Below are 25,442 nucleotides of genomic sequence, written 5' to 3' on the forward strand. Positions count from 1 at the left end.
ATTCTAGGCTTATCCGCTAAAAGCTTTCACTGCAAGATAAATGGCAATTCCCCAGATGATAAAGGCTGATACTTGATTAAACCTTTTGACCAAGCTGCCGGTTGCATCAACCTTCCCAAAAATTCTTCCCGCTATGGCCAGACCGAAAAACCAAATCCAAGAAATGCCTATACAGGATAAAGTAAAAACAACTAGCTCATACCCTTTATAAGCTAATGAATTCGGACCGATTACTCCTATAATATCAATAATGGCATGAGGATTGAGTAAAGAAACGGAAGCTGCGAATGTGATTTGCATTTTAGGTGTGAAATGAGCTTTCGCATTTTGGTCATCGGCTGCTGAATCACTTTTTAGTATTGTCCATCCCATATAAACTAGAAATATAAATCCAATAGCATAAATGAGAGTAGTTAGCCATTCAAATTGGAAAATGATTAAAGATACTCCTGTGACCGCTAATAGAATTAATAGAGTATCACAAAGTGCTGCTGTTACAATGGCTGGTATACTGCGGGCGAAATTTTTATGGATGGCTCCTTGGTTAAAAATAAAGACGTTTTGAACGCCAAGCGGTAAAATAAGGCCAAAAGCCAGTACGGTTCCATGAATAAAAGCTTCTATCATTATAATGTCCTCCTTCAAGCTGATAGGCTTATTCTAATGAAAGATCCATGAAATGTCTCCATCCAATTGGTTGGGATACAATAGGCATTAGACTGTAGTTTTTAATACAACAAATTAAAAGGTCCAAATCTGTTGATTTGGACCTAGAGTTTATTGTTAGTTGCTTGCAGGTATTAACTTTGTCCGCTTCCCAATTGTTTGTGCAACCGGATAAAGAATGACCATCAGCACTGTGTTGATTGCCATTGCAGGCAGTACAGTCCCGGTAAACAAGATAGCAAATGCACCAGGCAAGCCGACTAGCAGATAGGCTGCTGTTAAGAAAATAACTCCTGAAATCAGCGTGCCAGCTGCTGTTAATATTGCAACAGATAATGTAGGTTTGTTGAATTTTTTAATGATTAGGTAGATGCCGAAAAATAAAAAGGCTGTAATCGGTTTATCGATCATATTTGGGATCTGCCCTAATGGAAATGAGGTAGTTAAAGCGGAAATTACCCCAGTGGCAATGCCTAATAATAAAACACTTCTTACATCAGGGAATAATAAAATTCCAAGAAACATCATGGTTAACATCATATCAGGCTTCATGCCAAATACAAATCCAGGTACAACTGTGTGCAAAACGGCACCCATTCCAACGAGTAGCGCCAATGCTACAAGATTCTTACTATTCATTTCTAATCTCTCCTCTGCTCTGCTGTTCTCTTTTTTGTTCTTTGTCTCTCCTGCAGTGCACTCTTTGCCTGCAGCGAAAAACTTTCACTCATTATACCACAGAATGATTTTTTTCAGCATGTTTTTTTTACTTTTTAAGAATTTCGTTTAAAGCTTTTCATAAATTGTGCAAGCTTATATACATGATCTTCAGGTACTGCATTGTAAATGGAGGCGCGGCAGCCGCCAATTGATCTATGACCATTTAGTCCGATAAAACCTGCATCAGATGCCGATTGTAAAAATAAAGCTTCTTTCTCTTTATCAGCTAGATTAAAGGTAACATTCATCATTGAACGTCTGCTTTTTTCTGCATGCCCTAAATAGAAACCGTCACTTTCGTCTATGGCATCATATAAATATTTCGCTTTGTTTTCATTCATTTTTTCAATGGCTTGCAGTCCGCCTTTTTCCTCTGCCCATTCCAGAACAAGGGACAGTAGGTAGATCGCAAGTGTAGGAGGTGTATTGTATAAAGAGCTGTTATTCGCATAGGTTTTATATTGAAGCATAGTCGGCAAGTGATCATTATCCTGTGAAATGAGATCTTTATGAATAATCACAACTGTTACTCCAGATGGTCCAAGATTCTTTTGTGCACCAGCATAGATCATCCCAAACTGATTTATGTCAATTTGCTTGCTTAAAATATCACTGGACATGTCAGCGATTAAAGGTATATGCAGCTGTGTCGGATAAGTGTGCCATTGTGTGCCGTAAATCGTGTTATTGCTTGTTATATGCAAATAGGCTGCATTCTCAGTTGTGTTGATATCTGATAGTTGTGGAATTGAACGATAGGAGTTTTCTTTAGTGGAAGCTATTGGAGCGGTGCTGCCGATCTTTTGAGCTTCCTTTAACGCTTTTTCAGACCAGGATCCTGTTAAAACATAATTTCCTGAAGTGTTCTCATGTAAGAAGTTCATGGGGATCATTGAAAATTGGAGACTTGCTCCGCCTTGAATAAATAAAACTTCATAGTCACTTGGAATGGAAAGCAGCTTTCTCAGTCCTTGTATGGCGTTTTCGTGAATTTGTTCATATTCTTTGCTTCTATGGCTTAATTCCATGACAGCCATGCCGGTATCAGCTATGTTAAGCCAATGCTTTTCGGCTTTTTGCAAGACTTCTGCCGGCATTGCAGCTGGGCCTGCATTAAAGTTTAGCGCACGCTTCATTTCAATAACCTCCGTTATGCTGTAATACGATCGTACTGTAAAGAGCTAAAGATACATATATGTTAACAGACTTTGTAAATTTGTACAGAGGCTAAACAAGAATATTTAGAAAAATTAAAAAGAAAAAATGCCTCTCTAAATGAGAAGCATTCATGACTTTATAATTGGTCTTTAATTGAAGAGGCAATTTCCTGCAAATCTGCTGGCGTATAAGCTGATTGATTGGATTTCCAAACGACACCCATTCCATCTCCTTGACCATAACGGGGGATGAGATGCATATGATAGTGGAATACAGATTGTCCAGCAGCTTCTCCGTTATTATTCAGGAGGTTTAAGCCAATGGGATTATAGGCTGCTTTAATGGCACGTGCAATTTCTGGAATTGCTTTAAAGTAATTGGCAGCTGTCTCCTCATCTAATTTATATACATTTTCGCTATGTACCTTTGGGATCACAAGTGTATGTCCCTTTGTTACCTGGCTGATATCTAAAAATGCCAAGCAATGCTCATTTTCAAACACCTTAGCAGCTGGAATATCTCCATTTATAATGCTGCAGAAAATACAATCACTCATATAAACAACTCCAATCAAATTTTTTTGTTGTTTGAATTTTATCATACAATGGATGAAAATTCGACGCAATGGAAGCTAGATTCGGTGTGTTTGGTTTAGGTTCGGGTAGTTTGAAGTTCGGGGTGTCACAGTGATGCCTCGGAATTTGTCGATAATTCGACACGTCACAGTGACGCCCCGAAACACCCCGAAACGCCCCGGAATTTGTCGATCATAAGAACACAGGAAAGGCAGGATCCCGCTTGGGAATCCTGCCTCGTGAAGGAGAAACTTCTGAATACTGTTCTAAAACGGGAAGTACTCTTTAACAAACACCTCATTTGTAAATGAATTGTGTTTACATTAGAGACATTCGATCTTTGTTCAAGCTAACCATCCCCTATTTGTCTTTATATGTTTCACAACTTATAAAGAAAGTGATGTTAGTCTTTGATAAACACCTCATTTTAATTAAATGATGGAAGGCAATATTCGGTTATACGGCCTTAGTGTTTAAGATCTGCGGTTTTCATTACTTTCGTGCAATGCAACCATCCCCTTATCTTAGGAACGTTTCAGGTTAAATCACGTTTATTGAAAGATTGCTGTCTGCGACAAGCACCTCATTTCAAATTTTGAATATCTGTTAGATGTTCAATTAATGATTTGTTTCCCCTTCAAGAATTAGAATGCCCGCATATGAAGCTTATATACATTTTTTTACGGAGAAAAAATTTTATAATTAGAGAACTGCTTATATCAAGCATTTAAGACAACAAGCAGCAAAATGTATGCGAAAAATGACGACACTGGACAATGCACTCACCCTTTTTTACAATGAAATCATGATATATGGAGAGGACGTTTTAAGATGGCTCTATTGGAGATAAAGAATGTCACAGGCGGATACACAAGAAATCCTGTATTAAAAGATGTGAGTTTTGACGTAAAAGCAAATGAAATTGTTGGTTTAATCGGATTAAATGGGGCAGGTAAAAGTACTACCATAAAACATGTGATTGGCTTAATGGAGCCTCATAAGGGAGAAATTTCGATTGCTGGAAAATCTTTTCTTGAAAATAAGGAAGAGTACCGGAAACAATTCACGTTTGTTCCAGAAACGCCGATTTTATATGATGAATTAACCTTAGACGAGCACCTGCAGATGACAGCGATGGCATATGGAATCAGCAGTGAGGAGTTTAAAGAAAGAAAAGGAAAGCTGTTAAAAGAATTCCGGATGGAAAAGCGCTTAAAATGGTTTCCTGCTCACTTTTCAAAAGGGATGAAGCAGAAGGTTATGATTATGTGTGCATTTTTGGTGCAGCCATCCCTTTATATTGTAGATGAACCTTTTGTTGGTTTAGATCCGCTTGGGATTCAATCTCTGCTTGATTTAATGAAAAAAATGAAGGAAGAGGGAGCAGGCATTTTAATGTCAACTCATATTCTTGCTACAGCAGAACGGTATTGCGACCGTTTTGTGATTTTACATGAAGGAAAGGTGCGGGCGAAGGGGACATTACAGGAGCTTCAGCAGCAATTTAATATGCCGGATGCGACTCTTGATGATCTATATATACAGCTCACAAAGGAAGAAGATTATGTTTAATGAGAATACATTATGGAAAGAACGACTGGCGCGCACCAGCAAAGAGCTGAGTTCTTATCTGAGGTATATATTTAACGGCCATCTAGTGATCGTGCTCGTTTTTCTCCTTGGAACTGGAGCTTATTATTATCAAGGCTGGGTAAAAGAGATGCCCCTTGATTATCCCGTCCCAGCCATCATGGCTGTATTTCTGGGAATATTGCTTACATATAGCCCGATTTTTACGTTTTTAACGGAGGCTGATCGGATTTTTCTTTTGCCGCTTGAAACAAAATTACACGGGTATTTCCGCAAATCCTTAATGGTTAGTTTTTTTCTACAGGCGTATTTACTACTGATGCTGCTGGCATTGTTTATGCCGATGTATGCAAAGGTGAACGGAGGGAGCTTTCAGGGCTTTTTCCCTTTATTAGCTCTTTTGCTTTTGGTGAAATGGCTGAATTTGGAGATTCGCTGGAGAATTCAGTATTACACAGAGCAAAATGTGCTGAGATCTGATTCTGCCGTAAGGTTTGCTGTTAATGCCGGCTTTTTGTACTTGCTATTTTCTGGTGCTTCTTATTTATATATCGTTCCTGTCGGCTTGCTCTTCGTTTTGCTGCTCCTCTTTTTTAATGGCAAAATCAAAACGAAAGGCTTGAAATGGGAATATTTAATTGAACAAGAAGAACGAAGAATGACAGCATTTTATCGGCTTGCCAATATGTTTACAGATGTCCCAAAATTAAAAAATGCAGTTAAAAGAAGAAAGTGGCTGGACCCTCTGTATTCAGGTGTTCCTTTTTTACCGGAAAAAATATATGCGCATTTGTATATTCGGACATTTGCAAGATCAGGTGATTATTTAGGGCTATTTGTTCGTTTAACGCTTATTGGTGCAGCTGTTATTTATTTTATTTCATATGGGTATGGTCAAATCCTGCTTGCGATCCTATTCATGTATTTAACGGCTTTTCAGCTTCTTCCGCTGTTTTATCATCATGAAAACAAATTATGGGTGAAATTATATCCAACTGGGGATGCATATAAGGAAACATCTTTTAAACAATTAATGGGAAGTATACTATCACTGCAGGCGTTTCTATTGGCACTGACAGTCCTTTTAAAAGGAGAGTTTACAACTGCTATTCTAACGCTTACAGCTGGTCTGCTCTTTTCTTATCTTTATGTTTTTCTCTATATGCCGAAGCGATTGCAGACAAAGGATTAAAAAAAGGAAACATTTTTCGTTATTGTCTCGTATAAAATAGCACAAGACGAAAGGAATGTTTTCTATGAATGAGTATGAACTGCAGGTATATGATGAAATTGTTGAGTGGAAAAGAGGCTTGCTAAAGCGCTCAAGTCTGATTAGCCGATTATCGAAAAAAGCTCAGACAAGAGTTAATTCGTTAATCCCTGAGAAAGCGCACGAAGTGATTACAAGCAGCATTAAGCAAATGGTCAAAGCAACATTAACTGGTTCTGACTTTACAACGAAACGTTCTCAGTCAACGGGTTTAAGCTTAAAGGAACGTGACGCCGTATTCGCAGAGAAAATGACTTTTTATAGAAGAACAGCAACAGTGGAGGGTGCAGGAACTGGTGCGGGAGGAATTCTTTTAGGACTTGCTGATTTTCCGCTCCTGCTCTCGATTAAGATGAAACTGTTGTTTGAGGCAGCATCTATTTATGGTTATGACACATCCAAGTATGAAGAACGCCTCTTTATTCTGCATATATTCCAGCTGGCTTTTTCAAGTGATGAAAAAAGAAGGCAAGTGCTGCCGATCATTGAAAATTGGGATCAGTATAAAGAAGAACTGCAGGATATGGATTGGCGGGAATTTCAGCAGGAGTACCGCGATCACATTGATTTTGTGAAAATGCTGCAGCTTGTTCCTGGAGTAGGTGCAGCAATCGGAGCTTATGCGAATTATAACTTACTGGATGCGTTAGGAGTTACCGCAAAAAATGCCTACAGGTTAAGATTAATAAAAAGCGTTCCTCCCGTTCAATAACGAGAGGAACGCTTTTTTATTTTACCGATCTTATACTTGTGCACTTTCCGTTTCCAAAGCATTTTGTTCGTTATGAACATTTAGGGCTGCACTGCCTAATGTTTTGGCAGCAATCAGCATGGACTTCTCATCAATATCAAACATAGGGTGATGATGTGGGTAGTTTTCATTGCCTTCAGGTTTTGCTCCAGTGAAGAAGAAGCTTCCTTTCACATGCTGCAAATAGTAGGCAAAATCTTCTCCGCCCATTTGCGGTTCTGTTTCCTCAACTGCTGTTACTTCTGCGATATTTCGTGCACAGTTAACAAGGTAATCTGTTTCTTCCTCATGATTCACGACAGCAGGATAGCCTCTTTCAAATTCATAGCTGTAAGAGCTGTCGGAAGTATAGCAAATGCCTTTAACGATTCTCTCTATTTCTTGTTCAATTGAAGTTCTCACTTCTTCATTAAAAGTTCTAACTGTTCCAGTCAGCTTTGCTTTGTCTGCAATTACATTAAACGCATTTTCGGCAACAAATGAGCCGACTGTTACAACAGCCGAGTCAATAGGGTTCACTTTGCGGCTGACAATTTGCTGAAGCTGTCCAACAAGAGAAGAAGCAGTAACAATAGCATCTTTTGTGCGATGAGGCTGTGCACCATGGCCGCCTTTTCCTTGAATCGTTATTTCAAAGCGGTCTGCAGCTGCCATAATTGGCCCGACTCTGTATTGAATCTTTCCAACTGGCTCAGATGCCCACAAATGTGTTCCGAAAATAACATCAACACCATCCAGACAGCCATCCTCGATCATGGAAATTGCACCGCCTGGGGCATATTCCTCTGCATGCTGATGAATCATGACATATGTACCGTGCAAATCATTTTTCATTTCATGAAGCGCCTTAGCTAATACAAGTAAAGTAGCAGTATGGCCATCATGACCGCAAGCATGCATCACACCTGGTACAAGAGATTTGTAAGGTACATCCTTTTCATCTTGGATAGGAAGTGCATCAAAATCGGCACGCAAAGCAACTGTTTTGCCAGGCTTTTGTCCTTTAATGGTTGCCACCACACCATTGCCGCCGACATTAGCGCGTACATCAATGCCAAGGTTTTCATAATAGTTTTTAATATACAATGCTGTTTTCTCTTCTTTAAATGATAGTTCTGGATGCTGATGAAGATATCTGCGAATGGAAACCATCTCATCATAATATTTTTCTAAAGAGCTAAAGAGCTGTTCTAGCAAAAAAATCTCCCCTAACTTCTTTTTTGTACTATATTATATAATATTATGAACATTTTTAAAATTATATAAGAGAATTTTTTTCTGTTTCCGAAATAAATTGCTGGATACATTTCCTCATACAAGAATCATTTAAGTGCACAATAGGATTTACTCTGGATAAATTTTTAAAGGGTACAAAAAAGAACATGAAAATGATGGTAAAATAAGTATCGATATTTGTTATTGTGTAAAATTTTTTAAATGAAGCCTTTATTTAGAGGGAGAGAGGTTATGAATGTACGAAATTCAAAATTGTCTTATGTTTTTTTAGCCATTGCCATTATTTTTACTATATTGCTTGTAATGGCTGTCCAAACAGGTGAGCGCTTGAGTTTTGATGTACAAGTTACAGCAGTTTCAAGCGACCTTTTTGGGGGCGAGCTGCTTCATCAGTTGTTTATTGGTCTGAATTGGCTGGGCAATACAATGGGAGTAGGCGTAGTTGCCATTATATTTATTCTTTGGCTTGGTTTCTTCAAAAGGGACTTTGTGGGAATTACTGTTTTTGTATTTGCAGTTGCTGTAGGAAATGAGGTTAATAAGTGGCTGAAAAATACGATTGGCAGAGAACGTCCCGATGCTGAACATTTAGTAGAGGTCAACAGTTTAAGTTTTCCGAGCGGTCATGCGATGATCAGCATGATCTTATATTTTATGATGGGCTATTTAATCATTATGTCTCTTCAGAAAAGCGCAGCTAGGTGGCTTGTTGGAGTATTGGCAGCAACGATGATCCTTCTCATGGGCATCAGCAGAATTGTATTAGGTGTCCACTACCCAACAGATGTTGCTGCCGGCTATACATTTGGTTTTATATGGGTGTTTCTGTGCATTATTTTGTATGAGCTTTTGCTTGGCGTTTTAGGAGAGCGGAGGAAAGAGAAAGGGAATTAGCGGGAGTTTATAGTGGATAGTCTAACTCTGTATTTAAGGTAAAGGAAAAGGGAGAATGCTTGGAACACTATGTTCCAAGCATTCTTTATTAATCTTATTGCCTCTTTTAAGCTCATCAAATTAAAAACATAGCAACAATAGTAGTCACTGTAAGTCCTATGACTACAGGAATCAAGTTTCTGCGTGCCAATTCAAAAGGGTCGACATTACAAATGGCTGCAGCAGGAATGAGCGCCCAAGGGACAAGCGTGCCTCCGCCTACCCAAATGGCAGCTATTTGCCCAAGAGCTGTTAATACGGCTGCACCTGAACCGATGGCAGCTGCAAATAAGCTGGCAATAGATCCAGCGAGAGAAATGCCTGAAAAGCCAGATCCATCTAAACCTGTGATGGCGCCAACAACTGTTAAAGTAATGGCTCCAACCTCTGCGGATAATGGAACAATGGATGCAAGTGCAAGCCCAAGGTCATTGACAATGCCAGATGAAGCCTCTGGTAAGTATTCACCGATAATGGCGGTAAAGCCAGCATCGCCCAGATAGAAAAATGCAGCAATGGGGATTACAGCACCAAATACTTTAAACCCAAATTGAAAGCCTTCGATTAAATAGCCTGTTGTTTTTTCAAGCCCTTTGTTTTTATGAGCGACAATGGAAATGATCAGAAGGATAAAGATCGAGGTCCCGCCAACCAGTGCCGTAGCATCTCCGCCTTGAAGATTTAATGCAAACATCGCTGCCACGTCAGCAATAAGCAGGAGGGGAATGAACAAGGCGAAAAAGCGCTTCTGGCCAAGTGTCAGCAGTGATTCTTGAACACGATCTTCTTTTTCTAAAACTTCTTCTTCTTTCGACTTGCCGGTTTGTGCAGTTAATTTTCCGCTTTTCATGTCTCTTCTAATAAAGTAAAACGCGGTGATCGTTGTCACTGCACCCATGACAATGACAAGCGGTATGCTTGCGGAAACGACCTCAGATACGGGCAGTCCTGCCGCATCGGCTGTAAGCTTTGGTGCAGCTTGAATAATAAAATCTCCTGATAGTGCAATTCCATGGCCGAATAGGTTCATTGCCATTGCCACGCCTAAAGCCGGTAAACCGACACGAATAGCTACTGGAAGCAGGACAGCTCCAAGTAGAGCAACAGCGGGAGATGGCCAGAAAAAATAAGAAATAACCATCATTAATATTCCGATTGTCCAATAAGCTAAAGCAGGTGTTTTAATAAATTTCGCAAAAGGAGAAATCATCACATCATTAATGCCGGTTTTTGTCAGTGTTTTGCTCATGGCAACGATAATAGAAATAATGAGAATGGTTGGCAAAAGCTCAGTGATGGCATAAATAAAACTGGAAAAAATACTGCTGACAGATGCACTTAAGGAACCAGAGGCTGCAATAGCAATTAGAAATATGCCAACGATACAAACTATGGTCGTATCTCTTCTCATCACCATAAAGCCGATTATTGCTATAATAAACAGGACATAAATCCAATGAAGTAAAGTAAGCTCAACCCCCATAAGGAATTCCCCTTTCATAAAACATTAGGCTATCGCCTGTTATACAGATTATGAAAAAGGCGTGCAGGTGTGAATGAAATTAAATTTGGGCTAATAGACTGGCGGATTGGATGAATAAATGGAGTTACTAGATTCATAACTCGAAGCAGGAGAATAGAGGCATAGCTGTAAGAAGGTGCTGGAAAAGCTGAATATGAATGATCTGCAATGAGTGACGTTTATTAAAAAATGTAAATAAAGAACAAAATAAAAAGCGGAATTGACAAAGGAATAAAACTCCTCGTGATTCCGCTTTACATCATTATTCATCTTCATTTGCACGATAGTATTTGGTAATGTAGGAAGCACCTGCAAAAATCTGCGGCGGTTTGCTCTGTTCTTCTTTTTGTCCGTCTGGTTTGCTGTGCGCCTGTTTAAAACTATTTGAGTTTTGCCAGTTGTTGAACGATTTTTCATCTTCCCAAAAGGTTAAAACGATATATGTATGATCTTTTTGGGGACGCAAAACGCGCAGACCGATAAAACCAGTTTCATTTTCAATTTTGCCTTTCCGGTTCTTAAACCGATATTCAAAAAGGGGTCTTCCTTCATCGGTAACAGGGATATTGTTTAATACGGCAAAGCCGGGTTCTGAGAACTCACCAGCACTTTCAAAGATTTCATAGGATCTTGGTGCACTAAAAAAGGTGCTGCCAGAAGATTCATGGATTAGCAGTGCATTGTTTTCATTCTCCAGCAGGACAAGCTTTTCATTTGTGTGTTTTTCTTTAATATTCTTTAAGAAATCATAGGTGCCGGAAGTAAAATACATAAACATTCTTCAACACTCCTTTTAAATTCAAATGCTCAGCTCTATTATACATGCTGGAAAATGAATATCCTAATAATATAGAACGCTTTCATTTTGTTCGCTAAAAAAGAATATTTTTTGACATTTCGTCTGATTTTCTATACAAAATACGGGGAAAAACGATATATTGTAAGCAATCACAAACAAGCTAACCTTCAAATTTCTATTTTTAAATTATATATATTACAATGTAAGGCAGACAGGTTTTGAAAGGTGGATATAATGTAAATGACAAAAGTAATCAATGAAACATTTTTAAAAGCAGCAAAAGGGGAAAAGACAGACTATACGCCTGTTTGGTATATGCGCCAGGCTGGCAGATCTCAGCCGGAATACCGAGCGATTAAGGAGAAATACTCTTTATTTGAAATTACGCATCAGCCTGAGCTTTGTGCTTATGTAACAAAGCTGCCGGTGGATCAGTACAACAATGATGCAGCTATTTTATATAAAGACATCATGTCACCATTGCCGGCTATCGGTGTCGATGTTGAAATCAAATCTGGAATCGGCCCTGTGATTGATAATCCTATTCGATCAAAAGCAGATGTTGATAAATTGGGGGAAATCCATCCAGAAGAAGATGTGCCGTATGTGTTAGATACCATTAAACTCCTTACACAAGAACAGCTGTCAGTTCCGTTAATCGGTTTTGCGGGAGCACCATTTACTCTTGCAAGTTATATGATTGAGGGAGGTCCTTCAAAGAATTACAACAAAACAAAAGCATTTATGTATTCTGAGCCAGCTGCTTGGTTTGCATTAATGGACAAGCTTGCTGACATGACCATTACATATGTAAAATCTCAGATTTCAGCTGGAGCAAGAGCTATTCAGATTTTTGATTCATGGGTTGGTGCATTAAATGTAGCGGATTACCGTCATTTTATTAAGCCGGTCATGACAAGAATATTTACGGAATTAAAGGGAGAAAATGTGCCATTAATTATGTTTGGTGTCGGTGCGAGCCACCTAGCATTGGAATGGCATGATTTGCCGCTTGATGTAGTGGGTCTTGATTGGCGGCTTCCAATTAAAGAAGCGAGAGAGCTCGGAATCACAAAAGCGGTTCAAGGAAATCTGGATCCGGCCATTTTACTCGCTCCTTGGAGTGAAATTGAGAAAAGAACGATTGAAATCCTTGATCAAGGGCTGCAAACACCAGGTTATATCTTTAACTTAGGACATGGTGTGTTTCCTGAGGTAAATCCGGAAACATTAAGAAAACTCACAGCATTTGTTCATGAATATTCTGCAGAAAAATTAAGCAAGTAAGCTAAGAAACTTAGAGGTGAACAGCATGGAAAGAAAGAAACTTGGATTATTAGTTATGGCATATGGAACACCGTATCGTGAGGAAGATATTGAACGGTACTATACACATATTCGTCATGGAAGAAGGCCTTCTGACGAAATGCTCGAGGATTTGCGCAGCAGATATGAGGCAATTGGAGGCATTTCACCGCTTGCACAAATTACAAAAGAACAGGCTGAGGGATTAGAGCAGCATTTAAATGCCATTCAAGACGAGTACGAATTTAAAATGTATATCGGATTGAAGCATATTGAACCTTTTGTTGAGGATGCAGTACAGCAGATGCATGCAGATGGCATAACAGAAGCTGTTAGCATTGTGCTTGCGCCACATTTTTCGACTTTCAGTATAAAGTCTTACAATGGCAGAGCAAAAGAGGAAGCAGAGAAACTTGGCGGATTAACAATAACATCCGTTGAAAGCTGGTATAAGGAGCCGAAATTTATTCAATATTGGTCAGACGCTTTAAAAACGGTTGTAGATTCAATGCCAGAGGAAGAAAAGGATGACTTTGTGCTAGTTGTATCTGCACATAGCCTGCCAGAAAAAATTATACAAATGGGCGATCCATATCCAGATCAGCTCAAAGAAACGGCTGACTTAATTGCAGAAGCTGCCCAAATCAAGAACTATGAGATTGGCTGGCAAAGTGCCGGCAATACGCCAGAGCCTTGGTTGGGACCAGATGTTCAAGATTTAACGAGAGATTTATACGAACAAAAAGGCTATAAAGCATTTGTATATGCTCCTGTTGGCTTCGTTGCTGAGCATCTGGAAGTGTTATATGACAATGACTATGAGTGCAAGGTAGTCACGGATGAGGTTGGTGCGAGCTATTATCGTCCAGCGATGCCAAATGCGAAACCAGAATTTATTGATGCAATGGCAGCTGTTGTTTTAAATAAACTGAAAGAAAAATAATAGAAAAATGAAAAGAAGGCGAGAATCGTGCAGGGAGACAATCACAAGGTGGTTATTATTGGAGGCGGCATAACTGGTTTGGCAACTGCTTACTATTTGCAGAAGTCTGCAAAGGAATCAGGAAAGTCCCTTGATGTAAAGCTGATTGAAGCAACACATCGCCTTGGAGGGAAGGTACATACCGTAAAGAGAGATGGCTATGTAATTGAAAGAGGTCCGGATTCCTTCCTCGCCCGTAAGAGAAGTGCTTATCGGCTTGCAGAGGAAGTGGGACTGGAAAAAGAACTTGTTACAAGCACATCAGGCAAATCATTTGTTCTTGCACGGGAGCGCCTGCATCCTATGCCAGGAGGCTCTATTATGGGTATCCCTACTGAGATTGCTCCATTTATCACAACAGCTCTCTTTTCGCCAGGAGGCAAACTGCGGGCAGCAGCAGACTTTCTGCTGCCTCGGTCAGCTCCGGTTTCTGATCAGTCTCTCGGCGGATTTTTCCGCAGAAGGCTTGGGAATGAAGTTGTAGAAAATCTGATAGAACCTTTATTATCAGGAATTTATGCTGGGGACATTGATCAATTAAGCTTAATGTCAACATTTCCTCAGTTTTACCAGGTAGAACAGAAACATAGAAGTTTAATTCTCGGAATGAAAAAAGCAGCGCCAGCAGCTCCAAAAAAGGAGCAGCATAAGGAAGAGAAACAAGGTGCATTTTTAACATTTAAATCCGGGTTAGAATCCTTTATTCATGCTATAGAATCAAAGCTTGAAAGTGGTTCTGTCTATAAAGGTCTCCGAACAGAGAACATAACAAAACTCTCAAAAGGCTACAAAGTTTCAATGAATGGCGGAGTGGAGATTTTCGCTGATAGTGTTGTCTTGGCTGTTCCGCATCACGCTGCTGCATCAATACTTAATGAAACAAAGATAATGGATGAGTTTAAAGAAATGCCTTCCACATCTGTTGCTACGGTTGCGTTAGCATTTCCGGAAAAAGCCATAGTAAAAGATATAGATGGCAGTGGATTTGTCGTTTCGAGAAATAGCGATTACACGATAACAGCTTGTACATGGACACATAAAAAATGGCCGCATTCAGCTCCAAAAGGAAAAGTGCTGCTCAGATGTTATGTTGGCCGCGCAAACGATGAGACAATCGTCGACTTATCAGATGATGCCATTATTGCAAGTGTTTTAGAAGACTTAAGAAAAACAATGGATATCACGATGGAACCTGAATTTTCTGTTGTTTCAAGATGGAAGGATTCAATGCCGCAATACACCGTTGGTCATAAAAAGCGAGTCAGCAGTACACGAGAACAGCTGTCAGCAAAAATGCCAGGCGTTTTCTTTGCGGGAAGCTCTTATGAAGGCTTGGGCATGCCTGATTGTATAGATCAGGGAGAAGAAGCAGTCCGCAAGGTTTTAGAATATTTGCATGACCCAATACAGGAGGCAGCTTTTTGATAAAGGCTGTTTTTTTGTGGAATAATTAAGAGGCTGGGACATAAGTATTTAACACAAGTACAAAGCCGAATGATTGGAGGTGAATCTTCCTTATCATTCGGCTTTGTATTTTTTACATTTAATATTTTTAAACATAAGTGAAATGGAGCGGAGGGCCCTCGACTCCAGCGGGCTGCAGAGCAAAGGGTGAGACCCCGCAGGAACGAAGTGACGAGGAGGCTCAGCTTGCTCCCCGCGGAAAGCGAGGGACCGCAGCGCAATGGAACGGTCTTTATATTAACACTTTAACAGAAATCTGATTGTTCGTGTTTTAAGATGGTTATTGTCGCTATCTCTTACCCTCACTATCAATTGAAAAAATCTTAAAGCTTAAATGTTTTAACCAGCTCCTGCAGATCTTCTGCCATTTGGGTCAATGCATTGGCTGAGGTAGTGATTTCTTCCATAGAAGCCAATTGTTCTTGAGTTGAAGCTACAACTTCGTCAGCCGAAGCTGCATTTCCTTCTGAAATATTAGCAATCTCTACTACACCTGCTAATACCTGCTGTGTACCAGCTGACATTTGTTGAGCAGTAGCTGAAACTTCTTCAATTTGCGGAGCAATTTCTTTCATTCCCACTAGTATTTGCTCGAATTTTTCTGCTGTTTCCTTTGTTATTTCCATGCCTGATTCGACGTTGCTAGATACTTCTGTCATCATTTCAACCGATTTTTCCGTATCAATTTGCATGCCGTTAATGAGGTCGGAAATTTGTAAAGAAGAGCTTTGTGTCTGTTCTGCTAAGCTTCTTACTTCTTCTGCCACAACTGCAAATCCTTTTCCATGTTCACCTGCTCTTGCTGCTTCAATGGATGCATTTAAGGCAAGCAGGTTGGTCTGATCGGTAATTCCTTTAATCACTTCTAATATCTTGCCGATTTCTTGTGAACGATCATATAATGCCTTAATGATTTTACTGGACTCTATGACAGATGATTGAATGCTGTTCATCTGGCTCACATTAAGTTGAATCGATTTTGCACCTTCGTCTGCATGTTCACTTGTTCTTGATGTTAAGTGAGCAACACTGCTGCTGTTTTCTGCAATTCGCTGAACCCCAGTTGAAATTTCTTCAAGTGCTCTTGTACTTTCGCTGATTCCACTCATTTGACTGTCGGCACCGCTTGAGACTTGCTGAATTGTATTGGCAACATGTTCCGTTGCACTCGTTGTCTGTTCAGAGCTTGCTGTCAGTTCTTCAGACGAAGCAGCGACTTGATTAGAGCTATCATTAATTTGAATAACCAGATGCTTAAGGCTTCCGATCATTTCATTGAAGGAAGTCTCAATATTCTTCATTTCATCTTTTGTTTGCAGAGAAACTATTTCTGTTAAGTCCCCTTTTGCAACCCTTTCAGCCGATTCACTTAATTTGATGATATTGTTGCGAATCGAAAAGTAGAATCCTATAAAGACGTAGGTCAGCAAGAGAAATACAATTATCGTTAGTGAAAGGACAAAGGCTATTTTAATTTCTCTGCTTTCAGCTGATCCATTTACTCTGCTGACAATTTGATTCATACTTTCTTCTTCAAGTTCAAATGCTTTATCAATCGTTTCTGTTGAGACAGTATAAAACTCTTCTGAACTAATAGAAATCTCTTCTGCATTAAAGAGTTCTTGTTCAAGAATTGACAATAGCTTATTCGTGTCATTGATTACTTTCTCGTTTGGCACTTTAAAAGCTGATTCCATTTGCTCATCAATGCTGACCATTTCCACTTCATGCTGTAAGTTTTGTACATATTTATGAATCAATGATTCTAAGGATCGAAGCTTACTCCTATCAGAAGCTGTCATTTCACCAGAAGATATGACAGAAAGTCCATAAGCCCGGACTTGTCCTAAAGTTTCCGTCAGTTGTGGGATTGTTTTGACATTAATTTGAGCTAGGTTCAACCCCGGTGTGCTGTCTGCGTGTAATAATCCTGTGTCTTCAGCAGAATTTAGAATATGTGATAATAACAAATCAATATATTGGTTATGAACTTCAATAGATTCTCTTGCTGTAAGTGTATCTAGAGTAGATTCGATTTCATCCCAGTTGCGAAGCAGGCTTTCCCACTCTTCTTCACCTTGAATGGTACTACTGTTTTTCTGAATATACTCTTCTATTCCCTGAAAGGCATCTTGAATTTCAGATTGTTTTTCTTCGATCTGGGTTTCGAAGGAAGAGTCTCCCTCAAGCAAACTAACAGAAAGTGCTCTATGTTTTTGAACATTTTCAAGCAGATTTTTTAACTGTACACTATGTTCTGCACCTATTTGGCGTGTTTTTGAAGCTGTGAGCTGTTCATTTATATCTGTTAAATACAAATACAGCAAAATGATGATCGGAACAGCTATTAATGCTCCAATAAGGCTAAACTTTGCTCCAAACTTCATTGAGTTCATTAAGGAAGTTACGGGTTTGAATATTTTTTTCATGTTGTCTGATCCTCCTGGATGATTCCTAGTTGATGAAATGATGTCAGCATCAAAATGAAAAAGCAGGCTGTTAACTAAGAAGAATGTCGTTTAATAGTGAAAGATGCTACTGCAGGGAAAGGGGATAAACCATTGTAGTTGCAAAAAGCTTTGTTTCTATTCACGGCAATTTCTGAACCAAAAATCATTTTCATTGTAAAAATACTAGAACAGGCATTCAAATAAGGAAAATTTAAATCACTTTAACTATATCGGTAATGAAAATGTTTTTTATAGATAAGTTTTCGAAATCACTTTAAGTTTAAACTTTGTGAATTTTTTTGATTTTAACTGTTAATCATTCACATCTAGCATCAAGAACAATATGGCAGTTGCAATAAAATAGAATTCATGATAAATTACATCTATTGAAATGACTGATTTGTTCATTTGGTCAGTTTTGAGGTGAAGGAATGTCTGTTGATCGTAAAAGGTTAATCATTGAGGGTGCAACAAAGAGCTTTTCTTTATTTGGCTACAAAGCAACAACGATGGATCAGGTAGCAAAAATTGCAAATGTAGGTAAAGGAACAATTTATACTTTTTTTAAAAACAAAGAGGAGCTCTTTGATGAAATCATTTCAACATTAATTTCTGAAATGAAAAGGGAAGCCGATGAGGCGATTGATCCGGAGCTGCCTTTTCACGAAAATGTCCATCGGGCACTTTACAAAATCCTGGAATTCCGCAAACAGCATCAGCTGACAATCAAGCTCTTTCAGGAAGAAAAGGAAATGGGCACACCTGCTGTATTAGAGGTGATGACGAGGCTGGAGAATGCCATTATCCATTATGTGAAGGAAAAGGTGATTGAGGCAATTAAAAAAGGTGAGATACAAGCATGTGATCCAGAATTGACCGCCTTTATTATGTTAAAACTGTATGTCTCACTCATATTTGATTGGGAGAAAGGGCACGAACCTCTCGAAAAGGAAAGGATAGCGAAAATATTTGAGCAATACGTATTTAAAGGATTATCTGTGTAGATAATCCTCAATTTTTTTCATCAAAATGACCGATTGAACATTTTGGTCAATAGTATTGGAGGAAGGACATCTATGAAGGGAAGTTTACTAAAAGCAGAACTTAAATCCATTTTCGGCAATAAAAAAGTGCTGATTCCAATTATGGCTATTTTATTTATACCCATCTTATATGCGGGCATGTTTCTTTGGGCATTTTGGGATCCATATGGACATTTAGATCAATTGCCTGTTGCGATTGTAAACGACGACAAAGGTGCTGATTTTGAAGGTGAAGAACTGCAGCTGGGAAATGATCTGGTGGAAAACTTAAAGGAAAGCGCTGATTTTTCCTTTCATTTTCTAGAAAAAGACAAAGCTTATGAGGATCTTAAAAATGAACAATATTATTTGCTCGTTGAGATTCCTCAAAATTTCTCTGAAAACGCGACAACTTTGCTGAAAGATCACCCGGAGAAATTAGATTTAAAATATGTTACGAACGAAGGCTACAACTTTTTATCCGGAAAAATAGGAGATTCAGCAATCGAAAAGATTAAATCATCTCTATCAGAAAAAATTACAGAAACGTACGCTGAAAAGATGTTTGATAAGATTACAGAGGTTGCTGACGGTCTTGGCGAGGCAAGTGATGGTGCAGCTGAGCTTGATGCAGCTGCCAAAGAATTAAAAACGGGGTCAGGAGAACTTCATAAGAATCTAGTCACATTAGCAGAAAAATCCATTGTATTTAATAATGGAGTAGGTGAAATCAATAGTGGTTCAAAAGAAGTTGCAAATGGCGCTGAAAATTTGGCCAGCGGCTTGCAGCAGCTGGAGGAAGGACATAAACAGCTTGAAGGAGCAGCAGGACAGCTAACAGCCGGTCAAAGCGATTTAGCCTCAGGTATTCAGCAGACTGAGGAAGGGATCAATGCTGTTGACGAAAAACTTCCCGCAATAATAGGCGGCACAGAAGAATTAGAGTCTGGTGCGAAAACACTATCATCATCTTTAGTACAGTGGGAATCTAGTGCTGAAAAAGTAAGTAATGGTGTTAAAGATTTAAAGGCAAATCTGGAGGCAATGATTTCACAGCTTCCAGAAGATTCTCCTGAAAGAGTTGCTTTAGAATCAAGCTTAGAAAGTCTTATTGCTGGAACAACGCAGCTTGCAGGCTCTGCTTCCGATTTGTCTGCTGGTGCGACCGAGCTTGCTGCTGGACTAACGGGTTTACATGAAGGGCAAACAGGATTACAGCAAGGAATACAAAAACTGGAAGAAGGGGCTGGAGCTTTAAAAAGCGGTTCTGACTCACTTGTGCAAGGACAGTCAGACTTTCAAGCAGGCATGGAGCAATATGCTGCTAAATTTACAGAAGCACAGACAGGAGCAGCTGAGCTTGCTAAAGGAGCAGGTGAATTATCAGGCGGTGTTGGTGAGCTTACGAATGGATCTGCCAGTTTTGCAGATGGTACCAAAAAATTATCGGACGGTTCAACAAAGCTTGCAGATGGAAACGCCAAAATGTCTGATGGTTCTGGCCAGCTTGCAGACAGTTTAGCTAAAGGTGCCGATCAGGCTGGTTCGGTTCGGGCTACAGATCAGACAGTTAATATGATGGCGAGTCCAGTAGAACTCGACTCTGATGGCATCAGTGATGTGCCAAACTACGGAACTGGCTTAACGCCTTACTTTTTATCACTAGGATTGTTTGTCGGTGCCTTATTGCTTACAATTGTTTTTCCGGTGAAAGAACCTGCGGCAGTGCCTAAAAATGCATTCAGCTGGTTTATCGGCAAATTTGGTGTGATTGCTGGTGTAGGTGTGATTCAAGCACTGATTGCTTCGTTTGTGATGCTGGCAGGATTAAATCTTGAGGTGCAAAATGTAGGCTTGTTTATTCTTTTTGCGATCATTACAAGCTTAACCTATATAGCCATTATCCAATTCCTGGTTACAAGCTTAGGAGATCCTGGCCGCTTTATCGCCATACTCATCTTAATTCTGCAGCTTACAACTAGTGCAGGGACATTCCCGCTTGAGTTAATTCCAGACGTTTTACAGCCAATTCACGCCCTTCTGCCAATGACTTATTCTGTTGCTGGCTTTAGAGCAGTTATTTCAAGCGGAGATTTCAGCTTCATGTGGCATAATGCAAGCTTCTTGGCAGGATATATGATTGTTTTTATAATGGGAAGCATACTGTATTTTCAATTATTATATAAACGATTGCACGGGGGTTCAGAATCCTTAACACATTGATTGTAATTAACATACTAAGATTAGTGGGGAAGGTCATTGACGGATGGCTTTACCCACTATTTTTCTTTTTTGAGATATAGTGAGGCTGAGTCATAAATTTTAAGCCAAGGGAAAGCCCAAACAATTAGTTGATGGTCTGCAGATTTGTTTGGGTTTTTGATGCCTATAGCAGTGAGAATACACACTTCAAGTTGCTGAAAAAGATGTTTTAATAGAGAGAGGCGCCAATTTCCCGATCCCAATATCAAAAAAGTGAATTTATGGACATGATAAAGTATATTGGAATTAAGAAATTTAATTTGGAGGTTATCGGATGAAACTAACGATTATTGGCTGCTGGGGCGGCTATCCAAAGATGAACGAAGCAAGTTCTGGCTATCTTTTAGAACATGAAGGTTTTAATCTGCTTGTAGATTGCGGCAGCGGTGTGCTTTCGAAAATGCAGGAGTATATTCAGCCGGAACAACTGGATGCTGTTATTCTTTCACATTATCATCCAGATCATAATGCAGATATCGGTGTTCTGCAGCATGCCAGATTAATTCAGGGATTCCTAGGAAAAGACATGCCGGAACTGCCTATATACGCTCATGATGGAGATGGAACTGAATTTAAAAAGCTTACTTATAAAAATATTACAAAAGGCATTAAGTATAATCCTAATCAGCCATTAACAGTAGGACCATTTAAAATTACCTTTATGGAAACGGTTCATCCTGTGCTTTGTTATGCCATGCGCATTGAAGCCGGCGGAAAAATGCTGGTATACACGGCAGATACTGCCTACAAGGATGAATTGGCCGGCTTTAGTCAAGGTGCAGATTTGTTAGTAGCTGAGTGTAATTTTTATGGAGATCAGGATGGCAGAAATGCAGGGCACATGAATAGTTTTGATGGAGGGAAGCTCGCAAATAACGCGAATGCTGGGCACTTAGTCTTAACTCATTTACCCCATTATGGTAAACTTGAAATGCTGATTGAAGAGGCTGGACAAGTGTTCAAAGGCCCTATATCGCTTGCAAAAACAGGTGAATGCTTACATATTTGAGGAGTGAATTGAAATGTTATTTATAGATAACAAAGGCATTAACGATCCGCAAATTAACCTTGCGATTGAAGAATACGCATTAAAAAACTTGGACATCAATGAAACGTATTTATTGTTTTACATTAATGCTCCTTCCATCATTATCGGTAAAAACCAAAATACGATTGAAGAGATCAGCACCGAGTATGTTGAAAAGAATGGGATTACAGTCGTGCGCAGACTCTCTGGCGGAGGAGCGGTTTACCATGATCTTGGAAATCTAAATTTTAGTTTTATTACAAAAGACGATGGTGAAAGCTTTCATAACTTCCGTAAATTTACAGAGCCTGTTGTTAACGCATTAAAAAAGCTTGGTGTTAATGCAGAGCTTAGCGGCCGCAATGACTTAACGGTTGAGGGCCGCAAGATTTCCGGAAACGCACAATTTTCTACTAGAGGCAGAATGTTTAGTCACGGTACGTTAATGTTTGATTCTGAGATTGATCATGTTGTATCTTCCTTAAGAGTTAAGAAGGATAAAATAGAATCTAAAGGAATTAAATCGATTCGAAGCAGAGTGGCAAATATCTCTGAATTCCTGCATGAAAAGGTAACAATTGAAGAATTTCGTACACTCCTATTAAAAAATATCTTTGGTGATATTGACGATATCCCTGAATATGTCCTGACAGAGGAAGACTGGGAGAAAATTCATCAGCTTTCTAAAGAAAGATACCAAAACTGGGATTGGAATTATGGAAAATCTCCAAAGTTTGACTTGCAGCATTCTCACCGTTTTCCAGTTGGTTCAATTGATATTCGACTAAATGTCAATAAAGGAATTATTGAAGAATGCAAAATATATGGTGACTTTTTTGGTGTAGGAGATGTAGGTGAAATTGAAGGAAAACTGACTGGTCTGCGCTATGAAAGAGCTGCGATTGACGAAGCTTTAAAAGGTACAGACATCAAGCATTATTTTGGAAATATTACGATGGAAGATTTTTTGCAATTAATATATTGATGGAAAACAGAGAGAAGTGCGTATTTTGCACTTCTTTTTTCTCCAGCTATTGCGGGAGGAAAGATCTTTTACTATAATTATATTTAGAAAATTTTTAATTATAAAATGAATGACTGCTCATTCATATTGTCATTCAAAGGGGATGAAAGGATGAATTTGACAAAGCAACTGCATGAGACAGCTTTAAAAAATGGAAGCAGAACTGCGTATTATTTTATGGGAGAAAGCAGCACATATGCTGAATTAGATGGAGCTGTTACAAAGTTTGCTTCAGCACTGGCTGATTTAGGGGTAAAGCAAGGCGATCATATTGCTTTGCTGCTTGGGAACTCACCGCATTTTGTGATCTCACTGCATGGAGCTCTTAGACTAGGGGCTACTGTGATCCCTATTAATCCAATTTACACACCGGATGAAATTGCTTATATTGTGAATAACGGCGATGCTAAGGTTGTAATTATGCTTGATTTACTTATGCCGCTTGCCGAAAAAATGCATCAGGCGCTGCCGTCAGTTGAACATTTTATTGTATGTGAAACACCGAATGGACAGGCAGCCCAACAAGCTGATTCTTCCATAACACAGTCTAGTAAAATGAAATCGTTTACACATTTACTTTCTGAAGGAAGTCTTCACTATCAAGGTCCTGATACAGCAGATACTGATGCGGCTGTAATTCTGTATACGTCAGGAACAACTGGAAAACCAAAAGGTGCCATACTGACACATGGTAATTTATACAGCAATGCCAAAAGTGTGAGCGATTTTCTTCATATGAATGAAAATGATATTGTAATTACCACGTTGCCAATGTTTCATGTGTTTTGTTTAACCGTTGCCTTAAATGCTCCCCTTTTGAATGGAGCAACCATTTTAATTGATCCGAAGTTTAGTCCAAAAGAAATCTTTAAGCTGGCGAAAGAATATAAGCCGACTGTTTTTGCAGGGGTGCCCACGATGTATAATTTCCTTCTTCAATATGAAGAAGGTGAAGCTGCTGCACTTGAAAGCCTGCGTCTCTGTATTTCCGGCGGTGCATCTATGCCTGTAGCCCTTTTAACCAGCTTTGAAAAGAAATTTAATGTTGTAATCTCGGAAGGCTACGGATTGTCTGAGGCTTCTCCAGTGACCTGCTTTAATCCGTTAGATTCCCCGAGAAAGCCTGGATCTATAGGAAAGTCCATCATTGATGTTGAGAATAAAATTGTAAATGAACTTGGTGAAGAAGTTAAGCTCGGGGAAGTCGGTGAATTAATTGTCCGCGGTCCGAATGTCATGAAGGGCTATTACAACGCACCGGAGGATACAGCAGCAGCTCTTCGAGAAGGATGGCTGTACACGGGAGATTTAGCCAGACAGGATGATGAAGGCTATTTTTATATTGTGGATCGAAAAAAGGACATGATCATTGTCGGCGGCTACAATGTATATCCGCGGGAAGTAGAGGAAGTTTTATATGATCATCCAGATGTAATTGAAACAGCTGTCCTTGGAGTTCCAGATGCTAACTTAGGAGAAGCGGTGCACTGTTTTATTGTCAGCAGAAATCCGCAGCTGACGGAAATAGACTTGTTAAGTTACTGCGGTGCGCACCTGGCAAAATACAAAGTTCCAGCTTCAATTGAATTTATTGATGAGCTGCCGAAAAATACAACTGGAAAAATATTGCGCAGAGCATTACGGAATAAGCTGGCAGCAAAATAATATGCCGAGCAGACCGCTTGAAGGTTTATGTGATTCCTGCATGAGCTTTATAGCGGTTTTGTTTTTATTTAGAAGATTGAAAGGGTTTACATTGTTTGTTCTTGAATAGTATTTAGATAGATGTATACGAGGAGGGGCAGTCATGAGTTGTATCTTAGTAGAGAAGTTTGATTTTATCAGTGTGATCCGTCTAAATCGCCCAGATGCTTTAAATGCCTTTAATTATGAAATGCTTAATGAACTTCAAAATGTAATAGAAGGAATCCGGATAGATAAGGATATCAGAGCCGTTATTTTTACGGGAGCGGGTGAAAAGTCATTTAGTGTGGGTGCTGATCTTAAAGAACGCAAAACATTGTCTCAGGAAGAAGTACGCCGCAATATTTATAAAATTGGAGAGGTGTTTACAGCAATAGACACACTCCCCCAGCCTACCATTGCTGCGATTAATGGTTTTGCGTTCGGAGGCGGCATGGAAATGGTTTTATCATGTGATTTTCGATTTGCTGTGAGAGATGCCAAAATGGGATTAACGGAGACCAGTCTCGGGATTATACCAGGGGCAGGCGGAACACAAAGGCTTCCGCGGATTATTGGAGAAGCAAAGGCACTTGAACTCATTTTAACGGCAAAGCGATTCATAGCAGAAGAAGCACTGGAATGGGGACTAGTGACAGGGGTATCCGAAAAGCCGCTGCAGGTATTAGATGAATGCCATGCGTTTGCTGAGCTCTTACTCAAAAACGGCCCGATTGCCCTTCAGCAGGCGAAATTTGCGATTAAACAAGGCATGAATACCGATCTGCAAACAGGATTACAGATAGAGAGAAAAGCATATGAAGTAACAATTCCGACAAAAGACAGGGTAGAAGCATTGGAGGCATTCGCGGAAAAAAGAGCACCTGTTTTTAAAGGTGAGTAATAAAGTGAATGGCGTTAGAGGCTGGGACATAAGTATTTAACACACCTATTGAACCGAATGGTTAGGAAGGTCATCTTTCTAATCATTCGGTTTTTTATT

General features: G+C 39.4%; 21 protein-coding genes. 13 read left to right on the forward strand and 8 right to left on the reverse strand.

Annotated elements, in window-relative coordinates; translation table 11 throughout:
* Window positions 1-9: 9 nt before the first annotated feature.
* From J1899_RS07010 to J1899_RS07025, 4 genes are all read right to left on the reverse strand, one after another.
* Entirely contained in the window at window positions 10-627 is a 618-nt protein-coding gene (locus tag J1899_RS07010; RefSeq protein ID WP_214478181.1) for a LysE/ArgO family amino acid transporter, read from the reverse strand.
* Between the two features lie 156 nt (window positions 628-783).
* Window positions 784-1,305, reverse strand: a complete 522-nt coding sequence (locus J1899_RS07015) for a tryptophan transporter (protein ID WP_214478182.1) — start codon at window positions 1,303-1,305, stop codon at window positions 784-786.
* A 134-nt stretch (window positions 1,306-1,439) separates the two neighbouring features.
* On the reverse strand, window positions 1,440-2,522 hold the full coding sequence (gene serC, locus J1899_RS07020) for a 3-phosphoserine/phosphohydroxythreonine transaminase (RefSeq protein WP_214478183.1): 1,083 nt from the start codon (window positions 2,520-2,522) through the stop codon (window positions 1,440-1,442).
* 158 nt (window positions 2,523-2,680) lie between these two features.
* Window positions 2,681-3,100, reverse strand: a complete 420-nt coding sequence (locus J1899_RS07025; RefSeq protein WP_214478184.1) for an HIT family protein — start codon at window positions 3,098-3,100, stop codon at window positions 2,681-2,683.
* Between the two features lie 850 nt (window positions 3,101-3,950).
* Here J1899_RS07025 and J1899_RS07030 point away from each other — a divergent pair.
* From J1899_RS07030 to J1899_RS07040, 3 genes are all read left to right on the forward strand, one after another.
* The gene (locus J1899_RS07030) at window positions 3,951-4,691 is read left to right on the forward strand and encodes an ABC transporter ATP-binding protein (protein ID WP_066447782.1); all 741 of its coding nucleotides are present in this window, start codon (window positions 3,951-3,953) and stop codon (window positions 4,689-4,691) included.
* A complete protein-coding gene (locus J1899_RS07035; protein WP_214478185.1) occupies window positions 4,684-5,901 on the forward strand; it encodes an ABC transporter permease in 1,218 nt (405 codons plus the stop codon). The genes J1899_RS07030 and J1899_RS07035 overlap by 8 nt, the downstream gene beginning before the upstream one ends.
* A gap of 64 nt (window positions 5,902-5,965) precedes the next feature.
* Complete coding sequence (locus J1899_RS07040) at window positions 5,966-6,691, forward strand: EcsC family protein (protein WP_066447778.1); 726 nt, start codon at window positions 5,966-5,968, stop codon at window positions 6,689-6,691.
* Window positions 6,692-6,721: 30 nt separating this feature from the next.
* Here J1899_RS07040 and J1899_RS07045 read toward each other — a convergent pair whose 3' ends face one another.
* Entirely contained in the window at window positions 6,722-7,927 is a 1,206-nt protein-coding gene (locus J1899_RS07045; protein ID WP_281420652.1) for a M20 family metallopeptidase, read from the reverse strand.
* A 270-nt stretch (window positions 7,928-8,197) separates the two neighbouring features.
* On the opposite strand from J1899_RS07045, the gene J1899_RS07050 reads away from it, so the two are divergent.
* Entirely contained in the window at window positions 8,198-8,860 is a 663-nt protein-coding gene (locus J1899_RS07050) for a phosphatase PAP2 family protein (protein ID WP_214478186.1), read from the forward strand.
* 115 nt (window positions 8,861-8,975) lie between these two features.
* Here J1899_RS07050 and J1899_RS07055 read toward each other — a convergent pair whose 3' ends face one another.
* Window positions 8,976-10,382, reverse strand: coding sequence for a hypothetical protein (locus J1899_RS07055; protein ID WP_214478188.1), 1,407 nt, complete (start codon window positions 10,380-10,382; stop codon window positions 8,976-8,978).
* Window positions 10,383-10,683: 301 nt separating this feature from the next.
* Entirely contained in the window at window positions 10,684-11,199 is a 516-nt protein-coding gene (locus J1899_RS07060; protein WP_214478190.1) for an antibiotic biosynthesis monooxygenase family protein, read from the reverse strand.
* A gap of 261 nt (window positions 11,200-11,460) precedes the next feature.
* Here J1899_RS07060 and hemE point away from each other — a divergent pair, with 261 nt between their 5' ends.
* From hemE to hemY, 3 genes are read left to right on the forward strand one after another with little or no spacing between them, the layout of a single operon-like run.
* Window positions 11,461-12,507 carry a uroporphyrinogen decarboxylase gene (hemE, locus tag J1899_RS07065; protein WP_066447767.1) on the forward strand — a complete coding sequence of 349 codons (1,047 nt, stop codon included), beginning with the start codon at window positions 11,461-11,463 and terminating at the stop codon, window positions 12,505-12,507.
* Window positions 12,508-12,532: 25 nt separating this feature from the next.
* On the forward strand, window positions 12,533-13,468 hold the full coding sequence (gene hemH / locus J1899_RS07070; RefSeq protein ID WP_214478191.1) for a ferrochelatase: 936 nt from the start codon (window positions 12,533-12,535) through the stop codon (window positions 13,466-13,468).
* 27 nt (window positions 13,469-13,495) lie between these two features.
* Window positions 13,496-14,932: a protoporphyrinogen oxidase gene (gene hemY / locus J1899_RS07075; RefSeq protein ID WP_214478193.1), complete on the forward strand. Its 1,437-nt coding sequence runs from the start codon at window positions 13,496-13,498 to the stop codon at window positions 14,930-14,932.
* 362 nt (window positions 14,933-15,294) lie between these two features.
* Here hemY and J1899_RS07080 read toward each other — a convergent pair whose 3' ends face one another.
* Window positions 15,295-17,400 (reverse strand): methyl-accepting chemotaxis protein, encoded by a 2,106-nt coding sequence (locus J1899_RS07080; protein WP_214478194.1) that lies wholly within the window; start codon window positions 17,398-17,400, stop codon window positions 15,295-15,297.
* A gap of 452 nt (window positions 17,401-17,852) precedes the next feature.
* Here J1899_RS07080 and J1899_RS07085 point away from each other — a divergent pair, with 452 nt between their 5' ends.
* The 6 genes from J1899_RS07085 to J1899_RS07110 all read left to right on the forward strand — a co-directional run bounded on the left by J1899_RS07085 (window position 17,853) and on the right by J1899_RS07110 (window position 25,343).
* Entirely contained in the window at window positions 17,853-18,425 is a 573-nt protein-coding gene (locus tag J1899_RS07085) for a TetR/AcrR family transcriptional regulator (RefSeq protein ID WP_214478196.1), read from the forward strand.
* Between the two features lie 72 nt (window positions 18,426-18,497).
* Window positions 18,498-20,666: a YhgE/Pip domain-containing protein gene (locus J1899_RS07090; RefSeq protein WP_214478197.1), complete on the forward strand. Its 2,169-nt coding sequence runs from the start codon at window positions 18,498-18,500 to the stop codon at window positions 20,664-20,666.
* Between the two features lie 313 nt (window positions 20,667-20,979).
* Window positions 20,980-21,714 carry an MBL fold metallo-hydrolase gene (locus J1899_RS07095; RefSeq protein WP_214478199.1) on the forward strand — a complete coding sequence of 245 codons (735 nt, stop codon included), beginning with the start codon at window positions 20,980-20,982 and terminating at the stop codon, window positions 21,712-21,714.
* A 13-nt stretch (window positions 21,715-21,727) separates the two neighbouring features.
* Window positions 21,728-22,717, forward strand: a complete 990-nt coding sequence (gene lplA, locus J1899_RS07100; protein WP_214478200.1) for a lipoate--protein ligase — start codon at window positions 21,728-21,730, stop codon at window positions 22,715-22,717.
* 150 nt (window positions 22,718-22,867) lie between these two features.
* Window positions 22,868-24,421 carry a fatty acid--CoA ligase family protein gene (locus tag J1899_RS07105; protein ID WP_066447746.1) on the forward strand — a complete coding sequence of 518 codons (1,554 nt, stop codon included), beginning with the start codon at window positions 22,868-22,870 and terminating at the stop codon, window positions 24,419-24,421.
* Window positions 24,422-24,563: 142 nt separating this feature from the next.
* Window positions 24,564-25,343, forward strand: a complete 780-nt coding sequence (locus tag J1899_RS07110; protein ID WP_214478201.1) for an enoyl-CoA hydratase-related protein — start codon at window positions 24,564-24,566, stop codon at window positions 25,341-25,343.
* Window positions 25,344-25,442 lie beyond the last annotated feature (99 nt).

It is taken from the genome of Cytobacillus gottheilii (assembly GCF_018582665.1).
Lineage (GTDB): Bacteria > Bacillota > Bacilli > Bacillales > Cytobacillaceae > Cytobacillus > Cytobacillus gottheilii.

Excerpts from the sequence above, each read along its gene's own strand:
- J1899_RS07010 (WP_214478181.1), bottom strand. The coding sequence starts at position 627 with ATGATAGAAGCTTTTATTCATGGAACCGTACTGGCTTTTGGCCTTATT.
- J1899_RS07015 (WP_214478182.1), bottom strand. The coding sequence starts at position 1,305 with ATGAATAGTAAGAATCTTGTAGCATTGGCGCTACTCGTTGGAATGGGT.
- serC (WP_214478183.1), bottom strand. The coding sequence starts at position 2,522 with ATGAAGCGTGCGCTAAACTTTAATGCAGGCCCAGCTGCAATGCCGGCA.
- J1899_RS07025 (WP_214478184.1), bottom strand. The coding sequence starts at position 3,100 with ATGAGTGATTGTATTTTCTGCAGCATTATAAATGGAGATATTCCAGCT.
- J1899_RS07030 (WP_066447782.1), top strand. The coding sequence starts at position 3,951 with ATGGCTCTATTGGAGATAAAGAATGTCACAGGCGGATACACAAGAAAT.
- J1899_RS07035 (WP_214478185.1), top strand. The coding sequence starts at position 4,684 with ATGTTTAATGAGAATACATTATGGAAAGAACGACTGGCGCGCACCAGC.
- J1899_RS07040 (WP_066447778.1), top strand. The coding sequence starts at position 5,966 with ATGAATGAGTATGAACTGCAGGTATATGATGAAATTGTTGAGTGGAAA.
- J1899_RS07050 (WP_214478186.1), top strand. The coding sequence starts at position 8,198 with ATGAATGTACGAAATTCAAAATTGTCTTATGTTTTTTTAGCCATTGCC.
- J1899_RS07055 (WP_214478188.1), bottom strand. The coding sequence starts at position 10,382 with ATGGGGGTTGAGCTTACTTTACTTCATTGGATTTATGTCCTGTTTATT.
- J1899_RS07060 (WP_214478190.1), bottom strand. The coding sequence starts at position 11,199 with ATGTTTATGTATTTTACTTCCGGCACCTATGATTTCTTAAAGAATATT.
- hemE (WP_066447767.1), top strand. The coding sequence starts at position 11,461 with ATGACAAAAGTAATCAATGAAACATTTTTAAAAGCAGCAAAAGGGGAA.
- hemH (WP_214478191.1), top strand. The coding sequence starts at position 12,533 with ATGGAAAGAAAGAAACTTGGATTATTAGTTATGGCATATGGAACACCG.
- J1899_RS07080 (WP_214478194.1), bottom strand. The coding sequence starts at position 17,400 with ATGAAAAAAATATTCAAACCCGTAACTTCCTTAATGAACTCAATGAAG.
- J1899_RS07085 (WP_214478196.1), top strand. The coding sequence starts at position 17,853 with ATGTCTGTTGATCGTAAAAGGTTAATCATTGAGGGTGCAACAAAGAGC.
- J1899_RS07090 (WP_214478197.1), top strand. The coding sequence starts at position 18,498 with ATGAAGGGAAGTTTACTAAAAGCAGAACTTAAATCCATTTTCGGCAAT.
- J1899_RS07095 (WP_214478199.1), top strand. The coding sequence starts at position 20,980 with ATGAAACTAACGATTATTGGCTGCTGGGGCGGCTATCCAAAGATGAAC.
- lplA (WP_214478200.1), top strand. The coding sequence starts at position 21,728 with ATGTTATTTATAGATAACAAAGGCATTAACGATCCGCAAATTAACCTT.
- J1899_RS07105 (WP_066447746.1), top strand. The coding sequence starts at position 22,868 with ATGAATTTGACAAAGCAACTGCATGAGACAGCTTTAAAAAATGGAAGC.
- J1899_RS07110 (WP_214478201.1), top strand. The coding sequence starts at position 24,564 with ATGAGTTGTATCTTAGTAGAGAAGTTTGATTTTATCAGTGTGATCCGT.